Annotated in this window: 14 protein-coding genes, 1 tRNA gene and 1 other RNA gene; 6 read left to right on the forward strand and 10 right to left on the reverse strand. The window is 67.4% G+C overall.

All coding sequences use genetic code 11. The features are described 5' to 3' along the window. Nucleotides 1-7: 7 nt before the first annotated feature. The 5 genes from ACILRJ_RS07005 to ACILRJ_RS07025 all read right to left on the reverse strand — a co-directional run bounded on the left by ACILRJ_RS07005 (nucleotide 8) and on the right by ACILRJ_RS07025 (nucleotide 5,640). Nucleotides 8-634 carry a MotA/TolQ/ExbB proton channel family protein gene (locus ACILRJ_RS07005; protein ID WP_395681755.1) on the reverse strand — a complete coding sequence of 209 codons (627 nt, stop codon included), beginning with the start codon at nucleotides 632-634 and terminating at the stop codon, nucleotides 8-10. Next, nucleotides 531-3,053, reverse strand: a complete 2,523-nt coding sequence (locus ACILRJ_RS07010) for a DNA internalization-related competence protein ComEC/Rec2 (RefSeq protein ID WP_395681757.1) — start codon at nucleotides 3,051-3,053, stop codon at nucleotides 531-533. The genes ACILRJ_RS07005 and ACILRJ_RS07010 overlap by 104 nt, the downstream gene beginning before the upstream one ends. A 122-nt stretch (nucleotides 3,054-3,175) precedes the next feature. Beyond that, nucleotides 3,176-3,880 carry a lipoprotein-releasing ABC transporter ATP-binding protein LolD gene (gene lolD / locus ACILRJ_RS07015; RefSeq protein ID WP_395681759.1) on the reverse strand — a complete coding sequence of 235 codons (705 nt, stop codon included), beginning with the start codon at nucleotides 3,878-3,880 and terminating at the stop codon, nucleotides 3,176-3,178. Nucleotides 3,881-3,885: 5 nt separating this feature from the next. After that, entirely contained in the window at nucleotides 3,886-4,374 is a 489-nt protein-coding gene (locus ACILRJ_RS07020; RefSeq protein WP_395681761.1) for a YegJ family protein, read from the reverse strand. 24 nt (nucleotides 4,375-4,398) lie between these two features. Further along, on the reverse strand, nucleotides 4,399-5,640 hold the full coding sequence (locus ACILRJ_RS07025) for a lipoprotein-releasing ABC transporter permease subunit (RefSeq protein WP_395681763.1): 1,242 nt from the start codon (nucleotides 5,638-5,640) through the stop codon (nucleotides 4,399-4,401). 182 nt (nucleotides 5,641-5,822) lie between these two features. Between ACILRJ_RS07025 and ACILRJ_RS07030 the strand changes: the two genes are divergently transcribed. The 4 genes from ACILRJ_RS07030 to ACILRJ_RS07045 all read left to right on the forward strand — a co-directional run bounded on the left by ACILRJ_RS07030 (nucleotide 5,823) and on the right by ACILRJ_RS07045 (nucleotide 10,474). Continuing rightward, nucleotides 5,823-6,770: an AAA family ATPase gene (locus ACILRJ_RS07030; protein WP_395681765.1), complete on the forward strand. Its 948-nt coding sequence runs from the start codon at nucleotides 5,823-5,825 to the stop codon at nucleotides 6,768-6,770. A gap of 4 nt (nucleotides 6,771-6,774) precedes the next feature. Continuing rightward, complete coding sequence (locus ACILRJ_RS07035) at nucleotides 6,775-7,761, forward strand: DUF58 domain-containing protein (RefSeq protein ID WP_395681767.1); 987 nt, start codon at nucleotides 6,775-6,777, stop codon at nucleotides 7,759-7,761. Next, on the forward strand, nucleotides 7,758-9,710 hold the full coding sequence (locus ACILRJ_RS07040; protein ID WP_395681769.1) for a transglutaminaseTgpA domain-containing protein: 1,953 nt from the start codon (nucleotides 7,758-7,760) through the stop codon (nucleotides 9,708-9,710). The genes ACILRJ_RS07035 and ACILRJ_RS07040 overlap by 4 nt, the downstream gene beginning before the upstream one ends. Before the next feature lie 203 nt (nucleotides 9,711-9,913). Continuing rightward, on the forward strand, nucleotides 9,914-10,474 hold the full coding sequence (locus ACILRJ_RS07045) for a Slp family lipoprotein (protein WP_395681771.1): 561 nt from the start codon (nucleotides 9,914-9,916) through the stop codon (nucleotides 10,472-10,474). 212 nt (nucleotides 10,475-10,686) lie between these two features. Here ACILRJ_RS07045 and ACILRJ_RS07050 read toward each other — a convergent pair whose 3' ends face one another. The 4 genes from ACILRJ_RS07050 to dnaX all read right to left on the reverse strand — a co-directional run bounded on the left by ACILRJ_RS07050 (nucleotide 10,687) and on the right by dnaX (nucleotide 13,971). Beyond that, complete coding sequence (locus ACILRJ_RS07050) at nucleotides 10,687-11,031, reverse strand: histidine triad nucleotide-binding protein (protein WP_395681773.1); 345 nt, start codon at nucleotides 11,029-11,031, stop codon at nucleotides 10,687-10,689. Nucleotides 11,032-11,161: 130 nt separating this feature from the next. Beyond that, a complete protein-coding gene (gene recR, locus ACILRJ_RS07055; protein WP_395681775.1) occupies nucleotides 11,162-11,758 on the reverse strand; it encodes a recombination mediator RecR in 597 nt (198 codons plus the stop codon). Nucleotides 11,759-11,884: 126 nt separating this feature from the next. Next, complete coding sequence (locus tag ACILRJ_RS07060) at nucleotides 11,885-12,208, reverse strand: YbaB/EbfC family nucleoid-associated protein (RefSeq protein ID WP_395681777.1); 324 nt, start codon at nucleotides 12,206-12,208, stop codon at nucleotides 11,885-11,887. A gap of 17 nt (nucleotides 12,209-12,225) precedes the next feature. Beyond that, nucleotides 12,226-13,971 (reverse strand): DNA polymerase III subunit gamma/tau, encoded by a 1,746-nt coding sequence (gene dnaX / locus ACILRJ_RS07065; RefSeq protein WP_395681779.1) that lies wholly within the window; start codon nucleotides 13,969-13,971, stop codon nucleotides 12,226-12,228. Nucleotides 13,972-14,133: 162 nt separating this feature from the next. Here dnaX and ACILRJ_RS07070 point away from each other — a divergent pair. Together ACILRJ_RS07070 and ffs are read left to right on the forward strand one after the other, a co-directional pair. Next, nucleotides 14,134-14,223 (forward strand) — tRNA-Ser (locus tag ACILRJ_RS07070). A 36-nt stretch (nucleotides 14,224-14,259) separates the two neighbouring features. Next, nucleotides 14,260-14,356: signal recognition particle sRNA small type (gene ffs, locus ACILRJ_RS07075), an RNA gene on the forward strand. A gap of 65 nt (nucleotides 14,357-14,421) precedes the next feature. Here the strand turns inward: ffs and ACILRJ_RS07080 are convergent. Next, nucleotides 14,422-18,012 carry a reprolysin-like metallopeptidase gene (locus ACILRJ_RS07080; RefSeq protein ID WP_395681781.1) on the reverse strand — a complete coding sequence of 1,197 codons (3,591 nt, stop codon included), beginning with the start codon at nucleotides 18,010-18,012 and terminating at the stop codon, nucleotides 14,422-14,424. Between the last annotated feature and the right edge of the window lie 164 nt (nucleotides 18,013-18,176).

The raw sequence follows: 18,176 nt of genomic DNA on the forward strand, positions 1-18,176 counted from the left end.
GCGTGCCTCAGCCTGCGGTCCGCGCGACGCGAACCGCGCTGGCCGGTGCCGCCGGCACGGCTTCGCTGGTCGCGGTCAGCTCGTCGGTGAGCAGGAACACCTGGCGCTCCATCTCGACCACCAGGCCGGCGACGCGGCTGCGGAAGAAGCGATGGAACGCGTAGGCGGGAATCGCCACGCACAAGCCGGCCGCGGTACACACGAGCGCCTCTCCGATGCCACCGGCCATCTTCAGCGGATCGCCGACGCCGCTGACCATCACCGCGAAGAACATGCGGATCAGGCCGAACACGGTGCCGAGCAGGCCGAGCAACGGGGAAATCAGCGCGATCGTGCCGAGCGTGTTGAGGAACCGCTCGAGCCGGTGCACGACGTGCCGGCCGGTGTCCTCGACGCGTTCCTTGATCACGTCGCGCGGTCGGTTGCGCACGGTCAGCGCGGCGGCGAGGATCTCGCCGAGTGGCGAGTTCGTGCGCAGCGCGTTGAGATGCTCCGGATCGAGCTTGCGCGTGCGCGCCCATTCACGCACTTCATTGCCGAGCCCCGGCGGCACCACCGTCTTGCGGCGCAAGGTCCAGAAGCGTTCGAGGATGATCGCCAGTGCGATCGCCGAGCAGACCAGGATCGGCAGCATCGCCCAGCTGCCGGCCATGAGGATTTCGAACACGTGCCACCCTTTCGATGCGATTGCGACCAGCCCGCATCATAGCAGCGCCATCGCCCGTGTCTGTGCGCCAGTCCTGCTCGCGCCAGTAGCGCCGCTGGGCGTCGCGCTCGCGGGCATCGATGCGCGGCACGGCATCGACCGGAAACACCAGGTGCAGCGCGCCCGCATCCGCCGTGTTGGCCAGCGCCAGCCCCGCTGCGGCGTAGCGGGCGACGACCGCGCGGGCCGGATGGTGGAAGCGGTTGCGCCAGCCCGCAGACACCACCGCGATGGTCGGGCGCACGTCCCGGAGAAATGCCGCGCTGGACGAACTTCGGCTGCCGTGATGCGGCACCACGAGCACCAGCGGCGGTCCGCTGCCGAGCTTGGCCGCGACATCCGGCTCGATCCGGCTGCTGATGTCTGCGGGCAGCAGCAGCCGACCGCCGACGCCTTCGACCAGCAGGACGCAGGAACGGTCGTTCGCATGCGCGGTATCGGTCGCGGGCTCCGGATCGAGCATGCGAAAGCGGACACCGTCCCAGTCCCACGTTTCGCCGGCGCGGCATCGCGCCATGGTCATGGGTAGTCGCTGCGGTTCGCCACTCGAACGCAATGCCGCCGGGAACGCACGCGCAACCGCCACCGCCCCACCCGCGTGATCGTTGTCGCCGTGGCTGATGACCAAACGATCCAGCGCGTCGACGCCATACGCACGCAGGGTCGGCAGCACGGCGGCTTCGCCAAGGTCGAACCTCGAGGGGTAGCGCGCGCCCGCGTCGAACAGCAGGCTGTGCCCGTGCGTGCGCACGAACACCGACAAGCCCTGCCCGACATCGATCACGACCGCTTCGAACGCACCGTCCGCAGGCAGCGCGGGCGGCGGCGACAGCAGAGGCAGGAACAGGAGCAGGCCGAACGCACGGCACGGCACGCCGCGCGGCGCGAACAGCCACGTCGCGCCAACCAGGGCCTGCAGCAGCGTCCACGGTGACGGCGTGGGCAGGTACCAGTGCGCGCCCGGCCACTGCGCCAGGCATTCGAGCAACCACCACTGCGCATGCGCGATGCCCGCCGCAATCAGCAGCACCGGCGCTGCCAACGACGGCAATGTCAGCAGCGCGAGCACGCCCAGCAGGCACAGCGGCACGATCACGAAGCTGATCAGGGGCACGGCAATGACATTCGACAACGCGCCGACCAGCGAGGCCTCGCCGAAGAACCAGATCGACAGTGGCATCAGCGACACCGTCATCACGAGCTGGCCAAGGGTCAACTCGCGCAGGAACCCGCGCAGGCCATGGCCGCGCATGAGACACAGCATCAGGAACGCCACCCCGACGAAGGACAGCCAGAATCCCGCGGCGAGTGTCGCCAACGGATCGAACAGCACGATCGCGAGCAGGGCCAGCGCGAGCGAGTGCGGCGCGCTTCCCGCGCGGCGGCCGAAACGCGTGAGGGTGACAACGCCGATCATCGCCAGCGTGCGCACGGTCGGCAGGCTGCCGCCGGCGAGGATGCCGTAGAGGATGGCACTGGCGAGCGCAGCCGGCGCCTGTGCCAGTGGAAACGCGACGTACAGGCCGAGGCGCGGGCACGCCGTCCACAGCAACCACGCCAGCACGGCACCGAAGACCGCGGCAACGCCGACGTGGAAGCCGGAGATCGCGATCAGGTGCGGAATGCCATTCGCCCGCGCGACCTCCCAGTCGCCCTGATCGAGCCCGCGCGTGTCGCCGATCGCGAACGCCTGCAGCAAGGCCGCGTCGTGCGGATCGGCAATGCGCGCGGCAATGCCCTGCGAAATCGACTCGCGCAAGCGGTCCACGCACAGCGCGCGTTCGCCGAGATTCCGGTTCGCATCGGAGTCGCGCACGTAGCCGACCGCGACAATGCCGCGTTCCAGCGCCTGCCGCTCCGAATCGAAGCCGCCGCGATTGACGAGCCCGCGCGGCCGCTTCAGGCGCAGGAGCAGCTGCCAGCGACTGCACGCGGTGGCCTCCGCGGGCGCGCCGTCGTACCAAGACACGCGCACTCGACCGTGCAGCGGCACATCACCGCCATCGAGTTCTGCGGCTTCCACGCGCAGGACGAAACGCGTCGCATCGTCACGCCGCAACGGCAATGCGTCGATGACGCCGGTGACGAGGAAGTCGCGACCTTCCAGTTCCGGCGGCAGGCGCGCATCGAGCGCGAGGTCGGCGCGGAACGCGCACCAGGCAAATCCGAGCAGTACGCAGCCTACGAGCCGCAGGCGCGGATGCCACCAGGCACCGAAACCAAGTGCTGCGAGCGCAAAGTCGACACCACGCGGCGGCAGGCCCGGCAGCGCATGCACGGCAAGCACGCCGAGCAGCAACGCCAGGGCGCTCGCCGTACCGACGGTCGCAGTCCTTGTGCCGAGCATCCTGCTCCTTCACTCCCTGTGGGAACCGCGGAAGCCGCAATGCTCCTTCGCGATCAACCACCATTCCCGCCCAACCCTTCCCTCGAACGGGAGGGCTTCAGGCATCGCGGCTGAAGCCGTTCCTACGACAACTTCCCGTGGTTCGCCACGAACGCACGCAACGCACCACCAGACAATTCGAGGATGCGATCGGCGCGCGCGGCCAGGCGCGGATCGTGCGTGACCAGCACGAGTGCGGTGCCGATCTCGCGATTCAGCTCCAGCATCAGGTCGTACACCTGCGCCGCGTTCTTCTCGTCCAGGTTGCCGGTCGGCTCGTCACCAAGCACGCAAGCCGGCCGGGTGACCAGCGCGCGTGCGACCGCGCAACGTTGCCGTTCACCCCCCGAGAGTTCGCCCGGCTTGTGCTCCAGTCGCGCACCAAGCCCGACCCGCTGCAGCAACGCGATCGCGCGCTCGCGCGCCTCGCCGATCGCACCGCCGCGGATCAGCAACGGCATGCACACGTTCTCGACCGCGGTGAATTCCGGCAGGAGATGATGAAACTGGTAGACGAAGCCCAGCGCACGGTTGCGCAGTTCACCGCGCGCACGGTCGGACAGGCGCGACATCGCCTGGCCGTCCACCATCACTTCGCCCGCGCTCGGCGCATCGAGGCCGCCGAGGATGTGCAACAACGTGCTCTTGCCCGTGCCCGATGCGCCGACGATCGCGACCGTCTCGCCACGGCGCACGGTCAAGCTGACTTCGCGCAGCACGTCGGTGCGCAGACTGCCTTCCTGGTAGGTCTTGGCAATCCTGTTCGCGTCAAGGACCACTTCGTTCATTGGGTTCAGCACTCGAAACCGTAGTCGCGCCGATACACGTCAACTTCCTCCTTGTCCATGTGCTTGAACAACACGCACACGGTATAGCTGCCCTTCTGCTTGCCGTTCAATTCGTAGCCCCAATCGCTGATGTCTTCACGTCGGAATTCCACTTCCTCGCCCTCTGTGACGCTTTCCACGTATTCCGGCGCGTTCGACACAGTGCCGGCGAAGCCCTTCGCTGTCGCATGGAACGGGGTAATCCAAAGGTGTTCGCTGCCGTTTCCGTCCGTGACCTTCAGCTTGAGCTTGAATCCCGCTGCACCCTTCGGTGGATTCGCCTTCAGGCGAAGGAAGCCGTCGAGGCTTGCCTGGGCTTTGGCAATGGCCTCGTTCATCTCGCGGTCCTCGCCTGAGACCAGCACGGTGTGATCCGGCATCTTCTCGTCCGACCCCGGTGGAACCGACATCGGAAGCGAAGTGACGACGACGAGCGCGACAAGGAAGGAATGCATGAGCAATTCTCCGTGGTGATCCGTCTACTCGTACCGCAACGCCGCCGCTGGATCGGTCTTCGCCGCGCGGCGCGCGGGGTACAGCGTCGCGAACGTGCAGAAGGCGAACGCAGTCAAGGTGATCCAGATCACATCGGGCCAATGCAGATCGCTCGGCAGTTCGCTGATGTAGTACACATCCGGCGAAAGGAAGGTCACGTGGAAGGTCTGCTCGACCCAGTGCACGATCGCCGACAGGTTGAGCGACAGCAGCACCCCGAACAGCACGCCGAGCGCGATGCCGAGGGTGCCGACGAGGATGCCCTGCACCATGAACGTGCCCATCACCGAAGCGGGGCTCTGGCCGAGCGTGCGCAGGATCGCGATGTCGGCCTGCTTGTCCTGCACCAGCATCACCAGCGTCGACACGAGATTGAATGCGGCGACCGCGACGATCAGCGAGAGGATCAGGAACATCACCTTCTTCTCCATGGCGACCGCCTTGAAAAAGTTGCTGTGCCCCTGCATCCAGTCGGTGACGCGGTAATACTGGCCGAGCGTGCCGGCGAGCTGCTTGCCGACCGGATAGGCCTGGAACAGGTCGTCGAGGCGCAGGCGGATGCCGGTCGGTCCGTCGAGGCGATACAGGGTCTCGGCGTCCTGCATCGCGACCACCGCGAGGCCGGAGTCATACTCCTGCATGCCGGCCTCGAACACGCCGACCACGGTGAAGCGCTTCATGCGCGGAATCGCGCCGATCGGCGTCGCGCTGAACTCCGGCGCGAACACCGTGACGAGGTCGCCGACGCCGACGCCGAGCGTCATGGCCAGCTCCTTGCCGAGCACGATGCCGAATTTTCCGGGCACGAGGTCGACCAGCTTGCCCTCGACCATGCGCGCGCCGACTTCCGAGACGGTCGGCTCCAGCGTCGTATCGACGCCACGGATGATCGCACCGCTGACGCGCGTGCCCTGCAGCATGGCCTGGCGCTCGACGTACGGCGCGGCGCCGAGCACGTGCGGATTCGCACGCGCGACCTCGATCGCGTGCGGCCAGTCGCGCACGCTTTCACCAATGCCCTCGATGGTGGCGTGCGACACCATGCCGAGGATGCGGTCCTTGAGCTCCTTGTCGAAGCCGTTCATGACCGAGATCACCGTGATCAGCGCAGTCACGCCGACCGCGATGCCGAGGATCGAGACCAGGGAGATGAACGATATGAAATGGTTGCGCCGCTTGGCGCGCGTGTAGCGCAGGCCGATGAAGACTTCGAGGGGGCGGAACATGCGAATGGCGGTCCTGGGCGTCGCGGCGCCCGATTGCGCCGTGCCGTTGCGTTCCACCGCGACGGCGGTGCAGAGTGCCGCAAAGGCCGTCGGCACGGCAAGTCGGCCGACGGCGCTGCCGGCTGTGCGAATTCTCCGCGCCCCGTGTTGTCCATTCACCTTCCGAGATCCAGCCAAGCCCGATGACCGACTCCCAGCCCCCCCTCGCCCCCGCCCTGCGTGACCCGCTCGAACGTGCGGTTGCGCAGGTCAATACGATCGTGCTCGGCAAGCCGCACGAGGTGCGCCTTGCCTTCGTCTGCCTGCTTGCCGGCGGGCACCTGCTGATCGAGGACCTGCCAGGCGTCGGCAAGACGACTCTTGCGCACGCGCTCGCGGCAACCCTCGGACTCGCGTTCCAGCGCGTGCAGTTCACCTCCGACCTGCTGCCCTCTGACATCATCGGCGTCGGCATCTACGAACGCGAAGCCGGCCAGTTCAAGTTCCATCCGGGCCCGCTGTTCACCCAGCTGCTGCTCGCCGACGAGATCAATCGCGCGATGCCGAAGACCCAGAGCGCCCTGCTGGAGGCGATGGCCGAAGGTCAGGTAACGGTCGACGGCACCACCCACCGCCTCGCGCCGCCGTTCTTCGTCGTCGCGACGCAGAATCCGCTCGACCTAGCCGGCACCTGGCCGCTGCCGGACTCGCAACTGGATCGCTTCATGCTGCGCATGAGTCTCGGCTATCCGGACCGCGACGCCGAGCGCGCGATGCTCGGAGCGAGCGATCGCCGCGACGTGATCGCCGCTCTGACGCCATGCCTCGGGCCGGACCAGATCGTCGCCTTGCGTCACGCCTGCACGAACGTGCTCGCGAGTCCCGCACTGATCGAATACGTGCAGGCGCTGCTCGCGGCGAGTCGCGAGCATGCGCAGATCCGCGTCGGCCTTTCCCCGCGCGCGGGACTCGCGCTGCTGTCGGCGGCACGCGCGCATGCACTGCTTGCCGGCCGGACGTTCGTCGTGCCCGAGGACGTGCAGGCGGTCTTCCCCTTCGTCGCCAGCCATCGCCTGGCGCCAGGCGCAAGCGCGCGCGTCGACCGCGCGAAACTCGCGTTGCAATTGATCGAGTCGACCCCGGTGCGCTGACGCCATGACCGCCGCGACTGCCGACCTCAGCGCGCGCGTCCTCGCCTGGGCGGAACGACGCCTGCCGGCGCTGACCCGCTTGCGACGAGCGGAATCGCTGCCGACCCGCCTCGATCGGCGGCGCATCTACGTGCTGCCGAGCGGCTTCGGACTGCTGTTCGGCCTGCTGCTGTTCGTGATGCTGGTCGGCGCGCTCAACTACGGCAACAACGCGGCGGTGTTGCTGACCTGCGTGCTCGCCGGCGCCGCTGGCGCGAGTCTGTTCGTCGGTTTCCGCGGCATGAGCGGGCTCGTGCTCGCACGGGCGCAGGGCGACGAGACGCATGCCGGCGACCCGCTGCAGGTGCGCCTGCGCTTCGAACCCGGCGCGCGCGCGCGCGCCGGACTGCGCCTGCGCCACCGCGACCTCGACGTGGCGTTCGCATTGCCGGCGAACGCGCCGGCGGATGTCGCGCTCATGATCGAGGACACCCGCCGCGGCTGGCAACGCATCGGTCGCGTGCGAGTCTGGACCGACTATCCGCTCGGCCTTTTTCGCATCTGGAGCTGGCTCAATCCGGATGCCGAATTTCTCGTCTATCCGGCGCTCGAGCGCCCGGCGCCGCCACTCCCGGCCGGCGCCGGACGCATCGGCGAACAGGCCGCGGCGGGCGCGAGCGAGGAACATGCGGGCTTGCGTGACTACCGACCAAGCGATCCGACCCGGCTGATCGCCTGGAAGGCGTCGGTGCGCCACGACAGCCTGCTCGTGCGCGACATCGAACACCGCTCCGGCGAGGCCCTGACCCTCGATCACGCCGCGCTGCGCGGCATGGATGGCGAAGCGAGGATCCGCCGCCTCGCTGCATGGGTGGTCGAGGCGGAAACCGCGCAACGCGCCTGCACCCTGCGTCTGCCGGGCGAATCCATCGGCCCCGGACTCGGGGCCGAGCATCGACGCGCCTGCCTGCGCGCACTCGCGCTGATGCCGGGTCACGGCGACGCGGCATGAACGACCGTCTCGATACCCGTCAATTCGAGCGCGTGGCGATGGCGGTCGCTGCGACGGTGGCGACGCATGCCGGCCACCTGCCACTGTGGTTCTCGCTGCCGCTCGCACTCGCGCTCGCTCTGCGCGCATGGACACGCCGCCGCGGCGTGGCCTCGCCGAGCGCGTGGATCCGCGTGCCGCTGACCGCGCTGCTGCTGGTGCTGGTCGTGGTCAGCTACGGCAACGTGTTCGGCAAGATCCCCGGCAGCACGCTCGCCTGCGGCCTGCTCGCGCTCAAGCTGCTGGAAACCGAACGTATTCGCGACGCGCGCATCGCCCTCGGCTTCTGCGCGTTCGTGCTGATGTCCGCGCTGCTGTTCACGCAGACTCTTCTCTTCAGCATCGCCGTCGGCGGCGTGCTGGTGCTGCTGCTCGCGACGCTGGTTTCGCTGCAACCCGCCTTGCTTCCCGCCCGCCACCGCCTGCGCGCGGACCTTCGCGTGGCGCTGTTGTTGCTCGGCAGCAGCCTGCCGCTCGCCGCAGCCGCGTTCGTGCTGCTGCCGCGACTGGAAGCGCCGATGTGGGGCTCGCGCGGTGGCGATGGCTCGGGGCGATCCGGACTCAGCGAGTCAATGGCGCCCGGGCAGTTCGCGCAGTTGATCCTCGACGACACGCCTGCGTTCCGCGTAGTGTTCACCGGTGCGAGACCGCTGCCGTCCGCGCTGTATTTCCGCACCCTGGTGCTGATGGATTTCGACGGCACGACATGGACGCGCCAGTTCGATGCAGGCCGCGGCCCGTCACAGGTGCCGCCGAAGGGTGCCGTGTTCGACTACGCGATCACTCTCGAAGCGACCGAACACCGTTGGCTGCCATCACTCGACCTGCCACTGGCCGCCCCCGATGGCGCGCGAATGAATGCCGATCAAGTGCTCGTCGCCGCATCTCCGGTCGTACAGCCGCGCCGTTATGAAGTCCGCTCCGCGCCGCAGGCACGCGCATCGACCATGCTCACTCCGGTCGAGCGCGCACGGGCGCTGCGCCTGCCGGCCGACTACGGCGTCCGGGCGCGCGCACTCAGCCAGCGCTGGCGCGTTGATCTGCGCGACGACGAGCGCATCGTGCAGGCCGCACTCGAGATGTTTCGCCAAAGCTTCACCTACACGCTGGAACCGCCGCCGCTGGCGCGCGACTCGGTCGACGACTTCCTGTTCGGCACGCAGCGCGGGTTCTGCGAGCACTACGCCTCGGCGTTCGTGTTCCTGATGCGCGCGGCCGGCATTCCCGCGCGCATCGTCACCGGCTACCAGGGCGGCTGGGACAGCGCCGACTACCTGCTCGTGCGCCAATCCGACGCGCATGCCTGGGCCGAAGTCTGGCAGGAGGGGATCGGTTGGCAGCGCGTCGACCCGACTGCTGCGGTCAGTCCCGCGCGGGTCGAACTCGGCGCGGCTGTCGCAAACCTGGACCGAGGCGCCATCGGCGCCGCGTGGTTTCGCAATCTGCGCAACCAGTTCGACTTCGCCAGCCGGTTGTGGACCGAATCGATCGTGCGCTTCGACACCTTGCGCCAGCGCGGCCTGCTGACCGAGTTCGGCGTCGCCGACGTGAGCCGGCACAACCTCTTGTTGTGGCTGTCCGGCCTGCTCGCCGCGGCCATGCTGCTGGCGACCGCATGGGCGATGCGCGGCGCACGCGAGCACCACGGCGACGCACTCGACCGTGCCTGGGCGCGCTTCGGCGCACGCCTCTCGCGCATCGGCATCACGCCGCGCGCGCAGGAGGGACCGCTCGACCTGCGCGATCGCTTGCGTCGCGATGCGCCGGGACTGGCGCGCGAACTCGACCCGCTGGTCGACGACTACGTCGTGCTGCGCTACGGCAGCGCCAATCCGGCGAGGGAAGACATCGCGCACCTCGCGACGCGCCTGCGCACGCTGTCCCTGCGCAGGGTCGAACGAAAATCGTGACGCGGATCGACACGGACAAACGCGGATATGCTTGCCGGGACGGGGCCGCGGCCATCCGCCAAAACCCGCGTACTGGCGTTGGCCTCACTCATCGAACCCGGCCCATCCTGACGGCCGGTGCGACGGGCCTGCATTCAGCCGCGTCTGCATATTATTCTCGACGTTACGCGGACCGCCTTCCGCCAGCGTTGACCGAGGCCGCCATGAACAAACCGCTCACGATCACCCTGCTCGCCTGCGCCGTCGCTTCCTGCGCAACCGTACCGGCAGCCCTGCAAGGGCAGTTCACCGCATCGACGCCACGCGATGCGCACTCGGACGGTCAGGCCGTGCGTTGGGGCGGCGAGATCATCAAGGTCGAGCCGAAACAGGATTCGACCTGTTTCGAAGTGCTCGCGCGCGAACTCGACGCGAGCGCGCGTCCGACCCGCCGCGAAGGCAGCCAGGGGCGTTTCATCGCCTGCCGCAGCGGCTTCTACGATCCGGAGGAATACGATCGCGGACGCGAGGTCACGGTGGTCGGGCAACTCTCCGGCACCGAGCATGGCAAGGTGGGCCAGTTCGACTACACCTATCCGCACGTCGTCGCGAGCGAGGTCTACCTGTGGCCGAAACGTGTGCCGCGCACTCCGTACTACGATCCATGGATGTACGGATTCGGGCCGGGCTGGGGCTGGTACGGCCCCGGCTGGGGCCCGTACTGGGGCGGCCCGCCGATCATCATCCGCGAACACCCGCACCACCCGGACACGCCGAAGCCCTAGCGATATCAGAAATCAGCCGGCAGGAGCAGCGGAGCGAGTTCCGCTCCACAAAGCGGTGATCCGGTGATGATGGGGGTGGGGCGGAGCCGGGCTGGCCCGGCTCAATCGGCGGCCGACTGTGCTGTCGTAGAGCCGAACTTGCCGGGCTCGATCCAGGCAATCCCTCTCGCGCCCCGATTTCCACGTCCGACATTTCTTTGCCGCGCAGGCAGCTAGCCCGGCGGCCAGTGCAGCGCGCGGCCTGCGAGCAGGTGCAGGTGGATGTGGAACACGGTCTGCCCGCCGTCGCGGTTGCAGTTCATCACGAGGCGATACCCATCATCGGCGAAACCTTGCGCCTTCGCCCAGTGCGTCGCAGCGAGCACCAGCTTGCCGATCAGCAACGCATCGTCATCGCCGAGTTCGTTGAGCGTCGCGAACGGCTGTTTCGGAATGAACAGTACATGCACCGGCGCCTGCGGATTGATGTCGCGGAACGCGAGCACGGCGTCGTCTTCATGCACGATGTCGGCAGGAATCTCGCGGCGGATGATCTTGGCGAACAGCGTGTCGGTCATTGGAGAGCCGTGATTGGTGATGGGTGATTGGGATTCAGATTCAGGCTCTCAGCTTGTGATGGTGCGTGCAAGCATTGACTGCGGGTGGAGCAGGGACCTGCGGTCCCCCCCCCAATCACCAATCAATGCCTCAAAGCGCCTGCCGCCCGCCGAACGCGTGTGCGAGCGTGCCGCGGTCGATGAATTCGAGTTCGCCGCCGAGCGGGACGCCATGCGCGAGGCGGCTTGCGCGCACGCCGGCCGTGCGTGCGAGCTGGGACAGCATGTGTGCGGTCGCCTCGCCTTCGACGGTCGGATTGGTCGCGACGATGAGTTCCTGCACCTCGCCTTCCGCGAGTCGCTGCGCGAGCTGATCGAGGCCAAGCTCTTTCGGGCCGAGGCCGTCGAGTGGCGAAAGCCGGCCGAGCAACACGAAATACTGTCCGCGGTAACCGGTCGCCTGCTCGATCGCGAGTTGGTCGACCGGCGTCTCGACCACGCACAGCAGGCTGCGCTCGCGCGTTGCGCTTGCGCACAGCGCGCACACCGCTTGCTCGCTGAAGGTACGGCAGCGCGTGCAGTTGCCGATCCGCTCGACCGCGGCATTCAATCGCTCGGCCAGGCGGCGCGCACCCGCGCGATCGCGATCGAGCACATGGAAGGCCATGCGCTGCGCGGTTTTGGCACCGACACCCGGCAGGCAGCGCAAGGCATCGATAAGGTCGGCGAGAAGGGGGGAGGAGGACATGCTTCCACGTGAATCGAGAATGGGAATGGGAATGCGAAATCGTTGAAGCAACGGCGGGCGGGCTGGCGTCAACCGGAAGCCTTGGCCTCGAAACGATTGCCGATTCCCGACTCCCTGTTCCCGGCTTCAGAACGGCAACTTGAATCCCGCCGGCAGGTTCATGCCGGCGGTCAGGTTGCCGAGCTTCTGCTGGCTCAGGCCGGCGATCTTGTTGACCGCGTCGTTGATCGCGGCGGCGACGAGATCTTCAGCCATTTCCGGATCGTCGGCGAACAGCTTGCGATCGATCGTCACTCCGCGCACTTCGTGGCGGCCGCTCATGCGCACGCTGACCAGGCCGCCGCCGGACTGGCCAGTGACTTCCATCTGCGCAATCTCGTCCTGCGCGCGCTTCATGTCTTCCTGCATGCGCTGCGCCTGCTGCATCAATCCTGCCAGAGGACCTTTCATCGAATCGTCTCCTGCATCTACTGTGGGTCGAGCGGGCGCACGCTGCCCGGAACCACGCGCGCGCCGAACGTGTCGATCATCGACTGCACGAACGGATCGTCCTGCACGGCTTCCTCGGCGGCGGAACGTCGCGCATGCTCGGCGCGCGCGCGCTGTTCGGCCGGAGTCTGCGCGACGGCGCCGGCACGTTCGAACTTCACTTTCACCACACGGCCAAGCGCGTTGCCGATGCGCTGTTCGAGTGTCGCGATCAACGGTCCTTCGGACAGGTGCGCGTGGGACGGCCCGATCGCGAGGCGCACGACATCGCCATCGATTGCGATGAGCGAAGAGTTTCGCGCCAGTTCTCCGGCCGGTCCGCCGAGTCCGGCGCGCTCGATCAGTTCGGACCATGAAGCGGGAATTGGCGATCGGGCATCGGACACCGGTTCCGCAACAACGGATCGCGTGCCGGATGATCTGCCGGGATCGGATACCGGTCCGGCATCGGCGCTTGGAGGCCGCCGTTCGCCAGCGGCTGGTGCTGCCGACGGCGGCGCTGCTGCCGGCTGCCGCGGGATGGAAGCCGGACTGACCCCGCCTGCGCCCCGATTACCGCTTCCCGATTGACTCGCCGCCACCGCGGCTCGCCCTTCCGGCACGCTTCGCGGTTCGCTCCGGCTGCCTGCCCCCATAAACCGATTACCGCCGATCGGGACGAAGGCAAGCATGCGCAGCAACGCCATTTCGAACCCCACGCGCGGCGTCGGTGCGAGCGGCAGGTCGCGGCGCCCGGTCACTGCCATCTGGTACCAGAGCTGCACGTCCTGCGGCGCCAGCCTCCCCGCGAGGGCGAGCAGGTCCGCACCGCCCTCGCCGGCAGCGTCCGGCACCAGTTGCAGCAACTGCAGGCGATGCAGCAAGCCGGCGAGTTCGTCGAGCACCTGGCCGAAGTCCGGCGAAAAACCCGCGATGTGCTCGATCTCGTCCACCAGCGCGCCACCATCGCCGGCAGCAAGAGCATCGAGCAGCACACGAACCTTCGCGCGCTCGACCGTGCCAAGCATCGCATGCACTTCATGCGCATGCAGCGCACCACCACCATGCGCGATCGCCTGGTCGAGCAGCGACAGGCCATCGCGCAGCGAACCGTCGGCGGCGCGCGCGAGCACTTCGATGCCCTCGTCGTCGTACGTGATTTGTTCGGCGCCGAGGATGTGGCGCATCTGCCCGCTGATCTGTTCCGGCGTCAGGCGTTTCAGGTTGAACTTGATGCAACGCGACAGCACGGTGACCAGCAGCTTCTGCGGGTCGGTCGTCGCGAGCAGGAACTTCACGTGCTGCGGCGGTTCTTCGAGGATCTTCAGCAGCGCGTTGAACGCCGGCTTGGACAGCATGTGCACTTCGTCGATGAGGTACACCTTGTAGCGCCCGCGGGTCGGCGCGTACATGGCGTTCTCGATCAGGTCGCGCACGTTGTCGACGCCGGTGTTGCTGGCGGCATCGATCTCGAGCAGGTCGACGAAGCGCCCGGCGTCGATCTCGGCGCAGGCGCTGCATTCGCCGCACGGGCTCGAGGTCGGACCTTTCTCGCAGTTCAGCGACTTGGCGAAGATGCGCGCGATCGTGGTCTTGCCGACGCCGCGCGTGCCGGTGAACAGGAAGGCATGGTGCAGGCGCCCGCTGTCGAGCGCGTGAGTGAGCGCGCGCACGACATGTTCCTGGCCAACCAGCTCGGAAAAGCGGCGCGGACGCCATTTGCGCGCGAGGGCTTGGTAGGACATCGGAGATCCGCGAATGGGGGTCTGATTGTAGCAAGCGCGCAGCGGAAGGTTCGTTCACGCCGGCCTGTACCACCCTTTCCGCTTGTATGCGGGCGGCGCGCCTAGTATCCTCCGCGACCCCGCGCCACATGCATTCGACCGCATCGCGCCGGGTCCTGATGCGGAGAGGTGTCCGAGTGGTTGAAGGAGCACGCCTGGAAAGTGTGTAAACGGGAAACCGTTTCGCGGGTTCGAATCCCGCTCTCTCCGCCAATTTTTTGCATCACGCCACCCAGTTCATGGTGGCTCCGTCGGTCCTCCCGCGACGATAGCTTGCAAACCCCGCCAGGTCCGGAAGGAAGCAACGGTAGCGAGTGATTCGGGTGCCGGGATGTGGCTGGCGGAGCCGCCACCCTCTTCCAAAAAAAAGGCCTCCCGAGCGGGAGGCCTTTGCATTTGTGCAAACCTCCGTCAGCGCGCGTGCTTGCGCAGCACCACGTTCGCTTTGTGCACTGAAGGCGCAGCATGTCGCGGGCTGACCGGCGTCTCGTCGACGGTCACGTCGTCGATGAAGATCTGGCCATCCACACCGGTTGCGCCGGCATCACCGTAGACGTATTCGAATCGAATGACATGCGCGCCGCCGTCGGCGTACGCGCTGATGTCGAGCGAACGCTGCACGAAGTCCGTATCCACCGTCGCCGTGCTGACGTCGAGCGTGTCGATCGCAGTGCCATCGATCGACACGGTCAGAGTACCCGCCGCGTCCGGCAACGCCTGCAGGAAACGCCAGAAGTTCAGGTAGCGCGGACCGCCGCTGGTGACCGTCACGCTCTGCGCGACGTGCTGGACTTCCGCGCCGCCGCCCCATCCGCCGAACCACGTCGTCCAGTGTCCGGCGTGGACGGGCAGGCCGGTGAATTGGCCAAGGTCGCTGTAGAAGTTCGTATCACCCGCACCCGCACCCGGATTGGTGTCGGCGCCCTCCCACGAAGGATTGGAACCGGCATCCGCAGTGGTCGCCTCGAAGCCCGGATCCTGCAGCGGCTGCACGTACACCGCGCTGCCATCGAATCCATTGCGGAAAATCGTGTCGTCGAGCGCACACGTCACGATGATGTTGCCGACATTCGCGCCCGCGATCGTGCCACTGCCATTGCCCACCGAGCACGACTGTCCCGACGGCTGCGTGCCGACCGTCACCGCATACGCGGCGCCGTTCGCCAATGCGGTCGGGAAGGTGAATCCGCCGGTCGCGGCAACCGGTAGCGACTGCGCGCCACCGTTCAACGACAGCACCAGGCCGCTGCCCGTCAAACCATTGACCGTGCCGCCGACGGTGAAGGTCGGGGACACGCAGGTCACGGCCACATTGGTCACGTTGGCGCCGCTGATCTGGCCCGTGCCATTGCCAACGGAGCACGTCTGTCCGCCGGGTTGCGTACCCACGGTGACCGCGTAGTTCACGCCATTCGCGAGCGCGACCGGGAACGTGAAGCCGCCGTTCGCCGACACCGGCAGCGACTGCGCGCCGGCGTCGAGCGACAGCACGAGACCCGTGCCGGCGAGGCCGCTGACACTGCCGCCCACGGTGTAGACCGACTGGCACGCCACCGCGACACTGGTGACGTTGGCACCGCTGATCTGGCCCGTGCCGTTGGCGACCGAACATACCTGCCCGGCTGGTTGCGTACCCACCGTGACCGTGTAGTTCGTCCCGTTCGCGAGCGAGGTCGGGAAAGCGAAATTTCCATTCACCGACACCGGCAAGGTCTGCGCACCGGCATTGAGCGACAACACGAGCCCGCTCCCGGAAAGGCCGCTGACATTGCCGCCGACGGTGAAGTTGGTCGACGAGCAGGTCACCGCGACATTGGTCACGTTCGCGCCGCTGAGCTGACCGCTGCCGTTCGCGACCGCGCAGGACTGGCCGGACGGCTGCGTGCCGACCGTCACCGCGTAGGTCGAGCCATTCGGCAGCGCGGTCGGGAACGTGAAGGCGCCGCTCGCAGGCACCGCCAGCGTCTGCGCCCCGGCATTGAGCGACAACACCAGACCGCTGCCCACAAGGCCATTGACGTTGCCGCCGACAGTGTAGTTTCCGCTCGCGGCGGAAATGGTGAAGTTGGCGTTCGAGATGTCGAAGAAGATGTTGCTGGCGCAGGAAACGCCGACGCGCGCCTGCGTGGTCGTGACAGCCGGAACGGTCACGCTCGCGCTGCCCGAGTTGGCGACGCCGCTGGCGAGACTGGCCGGGAAGGTCTGGCCGCCATCGGTCGACAGATCGATGTCCACGGTCGCGCAGCTGATCGGCGCAGCCGTGGTATTGGCCACGTCCCAGGTGACGTTCTGCGTGCTGCCCTGCGCCCAGGTCACGGCCGAGTTAGGCGCGGTGACCTGGAACGGACCGGCCGTCGCCACCACGGCCACGGACACGTCCGCACTGGTCGAGGCGCCCTTGCCCGCATGCTCGTCACGCGCGGTCAGGCGGAACTTCATCGCGGTGCGCGCCACCGTCGGCAGCTTCTCGCCCTTGAGTGCCACGCCGGTCAGCACGGTGGACAGTTTCGGGAACATGCGCGCGTTGCTGGTGGTCGCCGGCCAGGCGCGGAACAGCGGGCTGGCGCCGTTGTCGGCGGCGACGAGCGTGGTGCTGGCACCGAGATCCCACTCCTCCCACGAATACTTCACCGTATCGCCCGCATCGGCATCGGTTGCCGTCGCGCTCAACACGAATGGCGTGCTCTTGGGAATCGAATAACCGGTCGGCAGGCTGCCGGCGTCGATCACGGGTGCATGGTTGTCGTTTGTCGTGTTGACGGCGCAACTGCCGCCGCTGCCATTGGTGAAGTTGGTGATTTCCTGCAGGCTGACCGCGTGGAAATACGGATCCGAATGCGGCTGCAGGTCGTCCGCGCCGCAGATGCCCGCGTACGCCATGATCGTCGAGCCGCTGCCCGGCTCGTACGCCGTGCCGCCGTTGCGGTTGCCGCCGCCGCAATTGCTCGTGCTGCTGTTGAAGGTGTGGTTGCCGCCGAACTGGTGGCCCATTTCGTGCGCAACATAGTCGACGTAGAAATCATCACCGATCGGGTTGGGCATGCCGGTCGTGCCGCGCCCCTTCTGCGAGCTGCTGCACACCACGCCAAGGCCGGCCACGCCACCGCTGCCGGTCGTGAACACGTGTCCGATGTCGTAGTTGCCGGATCCGACCACGCCGCTGATGGTGCCCGTCGCGCTGTTGAGGAAGCTGCCGTCGTTGGCAGTGAACGGGTCGCCCGACGCGCTCGCGTACATGAGCAGGTCGTTGTTCGCCACCAGTACCAGCTGGATCGCCATTTCCGATTCGTAGATCTGGGTCACGCGGTTGACCGCGACGACCGTCGCCGCGAGTCCACCGGCGACGGTACCGCCGCCGACCGCGGCGATGTACTGGTGATTCGCCGCGACCGCGGCGCGGTAGGTGCGGTGATTGATGCCGGTCTGCGTCATCGGCTGCGTCGGCAGCAGGTCGTTGCCGGTTGCGCCGATGGCGCGATCATGCACTTCGCAACGGCCCATGCCCTCGGGAGTCGCGAGTTCGCCCCGCTTGTAGCTCAGGTAGTTCGTTCCCGCTCCCGGCACTTCCGGGCGCACGACCCACATTCCGGCCGGATCGAACACCATCGCCTGGAACCCCATCGGCGACACGTCCAGTCGTACCGGGCGACCCTTCGCGTCGCTGCCCTTGAAGCTGAGGATGTCCGGGTACTTGCGCTGGAGTTCGGGTGGCAAGGTGCCCGAGTCGACCACCATGAAATCCGCGAAGCCGCCCTCCGGTTGCGGCAAGGCGATCTCCACCGCGATGCCGCGCTGGTGCGCGTCCCTGAGGTAACCCGCGACTTCGCTCGTCTCGAGCGACAGCGCGCGGAATTCCGCCGGATGCGGGGCATCGGCCGAGAGGTTGCGCGACGCATCCTCGTGCCAGTACACCTCGCTCGGCCCGCCCCATGCAACGCCGGCACCGAGGAGACCCAGCGCCAGCAACACGCGACGCGTCGATTTCACAAACTGTTCGTTCACTCGTTGTCCCCGATGCAGTGGCGGCCCTTGCGCAGGACCGCGTTCAAGATTCAAAACCGGATACGTCTTTCGCGCAGGCTCCTCGGACTCTCTCCCGACCCATCCTCGGCGAGCGCGATTCGTCGTCGTCGTCCGCATGAAGGCACGAACCCGACAGACGATCA

This window comes from Dokdonella sp. (assembly GCF_044227025.1).
Classification (GTDB): domain Bacteria; phylum Pseudomonadota; class Gammaproteobacteria; order Xanthomonadales; family Rhodanobacteraceae; genus Dokdonella_A.

What these genes read in the sequence shown, in the direction of transcription:
- ACILRJ_RS07035 (WP_395681767.1), top strand. Translation starts at nt 6,775, where the DNA reads ATGACCGCCGCGACTGCCGACCTCAGCGCGCGCGTCCTCGCCTGGGCG.
- lolD (WP_395681759.1), bottom strand. Translation starts at nt 3,880, where the DNA reads ATGAACGAAGTGGTCCTTGACGCGAACAGGATTGCCAAGACCTACCAG.
- dnaX (WP_395681779.1), bottom strand. Translation starts at nt 13,971, where the DNA reads ATGTCCTACCAAGCCCTCGCGCGCAAATGGCGTCCGCGCCGCTTTTCC.
- ACILRJ_RS07020 (WP_395681761.1), bottom strand. Translation starts at nt 4,374, where the DNA reads ATGCATTCCTTCCTTGTCGCGCTCGTCGTCGTCACTTCGCTTCCGATG.
- ACILRJ_RS07050 (WP_395681773.1), bottom strand. Translation starts at nt 11,031, where the DNA reads ATGACCGACACGCTGTTCGCCAAGATCATCCGCCGCGAGATTCCTGCC.
- ACILRJ_RS07045 (WP_395681771.1), top strand. Translation starts at nt 9,914, where the DNA reads ATGAACAAACCGCTCACGATCACCCTGCTCGCCTGCGCCGTCGCTTCC.
- ACILRJ_RS07010 (WP_395681757.1), bottom strand. Translation starts at nt 3,053, where the DNA reads ATGCTCGGCACAAGGACTGCGACCGTCGGTACGGCGAGCGCCCTGGCG.
- ACILRJ_RS07025 (WP_395681763.1), bottom strand. Translation starts at nt 5,640, where the DNA reads ATGTTCCGCCCCCTCGAAGTCTTCATCGGCCTGCGCTACACGCGCGCC.
- ACILRJ_RS07005 (WP_395681755.1), bottom strand. Translation starts at nt 634, where the DNA reads ATGCTGCCGATCCTGGTCTGCTCGGCGATCGCACTGGCGATCATCCTC.
- ACILRJ_RS07060 (WP_395681777.1), bottom strand. Translation starts at nt 12,208, where the DNA reads ATGAAAGGTCCTCTGGCAGGATTGATGCAGCAGGCGCAGCGCATGCAG.
- recR (WP_395681775.1), bottom strand. Translation starts at nt 11,758, where the DNA reads ATGTCCTCCTCCCCCCTTCTCGCCGACCTTATCGATGCCTTGCGCTGC.
- ACILRJ_RS07040 (WP_395681769.1), top strand. Translation starts at nt 7,758, where the DNA reads ATGAACGACCGTCTCGATACCCGTCAATTCGAGCGCGTGGCGATGGCG.
- ACILRJ_RS07030 (WP_395681765.1), top strand. Translation starts at nt 5,823, where the DNA reads ATGACCGACTCCCAGCCCCCCCTCGCCCCCGCCCTGCGTGACCCGCTC.